The organism is Actinomycetospora sp. (assembly GCF_055612215.1).
Genome location: NZ_JBVPVA010000154.1, coordinates 1 through 2140 on the forward strand (window position 1 = coordinate 1; position 2140 = coordinate 2140).

Below are 2140 nucleotides of genomic sequence, written 5' to 3' on the forward strand. Positions count from 1 at the left end.
CCGGCCGAGTACCAGGTGTCCGGCACGCCGGCCGCCCAGGACGACGCCGAGCTCGTGGAGCAGCGCGAGGTGGCGCAGGCATGACGAGCTCCCTCACCCGCCCGACGGCCGAAGCGCTCGTCGGGCGGGTGTGGGAGGCGCTGCGCACGGTGCGCGACCCGGAGCTGGACAACGACGTCGTCTCGCTCGACTTCGTCGCCTCGCTCGAGGTCGACGAGCACCGGGTCGCGCACGTGCGGCTGCGCCTGCCCACGTACTTCTGCGCACCCAACTTCGCGTTCCTCATGGTCGCCGACGCGTGGGACGCGACGTCGACCGTCGAGGGGCTCTCCGACGTCGACGTGGTGCTCATCGACCACTTCGCCGCCGACGCCATCAACCGGGGGGTCGCGGCGCGGGCGGGCTTCGTGCACTCCATGGCCGGTACCGAGGTCGGGGAGGCGGTCGACGAGCTGGACTCGCTGCGCCGCCAGTTCACGGAGCGGGCGCTCATGGCCGGCACCGACCTCGTCGTCTCGCCGCTGGCGCGGGCGGGGCGGACCCCCGAGGAGCTCGCGGCCATGACGCTCGGCGACGCCCCGGCGTCGACGGACCTGACACGACTGCGGGCGCGGCGGCGCGAGCTCGGGATCCCCTCGCAGGACACGGACCCGCTGGTCGTGGACCCGCGCGGGCGCAAGGTCGGCGTCGAGGCGCTGCCGCTGCACCTGCGCAAGGCCCGGTCGTTCCAGGTCGGGGTCGACGCCAACACGAGCATCTGTCGCGGTCAGCTCGCCGTCCGCTACGGCCTGACGTGACGACACCCGGGGGTCCCTCGCGGGCCCCTGCCACCGGAGGACAGGAGGCGATGGCGGCATGACCGGCCAGGCCACGGCGCCGCACACCGTGCGGCGGATCGGCTCGCCCGCCGCGGCGGCCCTCGCCGACCTCGCGGCGATGTTCGACGACCTGCAGACCGTCCTGCTCTGCTGCGAGCGGCTCGTCAGCGAGGTCCGCCCCGGCGTCGGGAAGCAGGTCGACGAGGTCGTCGTCGAGTCCCTGTGGACGACCGCCCTGATCTCCTACTCGCGGTGCTTCGCGGGGGGCGAGCGGGGCATGGGGCTCACCGAGGACGACGTCGAAGGGCTCGAGCTGCAGGGCGAGAAGCTCGCGTGGCACCGGATGCTGCGCAAACTGAAGAAGCACTTCGCCGACCCGGCGGCGAACCCGCGCGAGGAGTTCACCGTCGGGGTGGCGGTCGCCGAGGGCAAGCCGGTCGGCGTGGCGATCACGTCGACGCGGCAGGTGCCCGTGGACGAGCAGACGGTCCGCCAGACGGGGGCGCTCGCGTTCGCGCTGACCCAGCTCGTCGACGCGCGGATCGCCGAGCACCAGGCCACGGTGCTCACCGGAGCGGCGACGCTGTCGGCGAAGGAACTGGAGACCCTCGAGGAGATCGAGGTGAGCGGGGACGGGCGGCCGCCGCCCGGACCCGACGACGAGGCCCCGGGCGACGGAGGAGGAGCGACGTCGTGAGTCAGTCCGCCACGGATGAGCGTTTCAATCCCTGGTCGGTGGTGCACCTGGTCTTCGACCACCTGTGCGCGCAGGGCCTGCACCCGGTGCTCGGCGAGGCGGGTGACCCGTCCGCCCCGGCCGCGGAGCTGTTGCGGTCGCTCGGGATCACCCCGGGCGACCCTTCCTGGGCGCGGGGTCAGGACGCGGAGCAGATCCAGGACCGGCTCGCGGAGATCCGGTCCTTGTTCACGCCGGTGGATCAGGCCGAGGATGCCGAGGGTCGCTGAGATCGAGGGTCGGACGGGAGGACGGGCATGCAGGAGCTGCACCTGGTGACGCTCGTCGTCCACGCGATGACGCGCGAGCCGCTGGCGGTGCTCGGAGACGACGCGGAGGACCGCTGCCTCGTCGTCTCCGTGCGCCCCCCGCAGGCCGAGGTGATGTCGCACGGCCCGCACCCGGCGCGCGACGACGACTCCCGGCTCACCCAGGACCTCGTCGCCGACGTGGCGACCGCGCTCGGGCGCGGGCTCGCGGGCGCCGAGATCACCGACCTCGTCGACGACCGCTTCCGCGCGGTCCTCGTGCTGGACGACGGCACGAGGGTCGCCGCACGGCCCAGCGACGCGCTGGCGATCGCGGT

At 73.7% G+C, this 2140-nt stretch carries 4 protein-coding genes; all 4 read left to right on the forward strand.

The window, feature by feature from the left end; genetic code table 11:
• Nucleotides 1-80 precede the first annotated feature (80 nt).
• The gene (locus AC0CYZ_RS04390) at nt 81-797 is read left to right on the forward strand and encodes a metal-sulfur cluster assembly factor (protein WP_472212712.1); all 717 of its coding nucleotides are present in this window, start codon (nt 81-83) and stop codon (nt 795-797) included.
• A gap of 58 nt (nt 798-855) precedes the next feature.
• On the forward strand, nt 856-1515 hold the full coding sequence (locus AC0CYZ_RS04395; protein WP_472212714.1) for a hypothetical protein: 660 nt from the start codon (nt 856-858) through the stop codon (nt 1513-1515).
• Entirely contained in the window at nt 1512-1784 is a 273-nt protein-coding gene (locus tag AC0CYZ_RS04400) for a hypothetical protein (RefSeq protein WP_472212716.1), read from the forward strand. The genes AC0CYZ_RS04395 and AC0CYZ_RS04400 overlap by 4 nt, the downstream gene beginning before the upstream one ends.
• 27 nt (nt 1785-1811) lie before the next feature.
• Nucleotides 1812-2140, forward strand: a 329-nt coding sequence (locus AC0CYZ_RS04405) for a bifunctional nuclease family protein (RefSeq protein ID WP_472212717.1), incomplete at its 3' end; no start/stop codon positions are given.

What these genes read in the sequence shown, in the direction of transcription:
- AC0CYZ_RS04395 (WP_472212714.1), top strand. Translation starts at nt 856, where the DNA reads ATGACCGGCCAGGCCACGGCGCCGCACACCGTGCGGCGGATCGGCTCG.
- AC0CYZ_RS04390 (WP_472212712.1), top strand. Translation starts at nt 81, where the DNA reads ATGACGAGCTCCCTCACCCGCCCGACGGCCGAAGCGCTCGTCGGGCGG.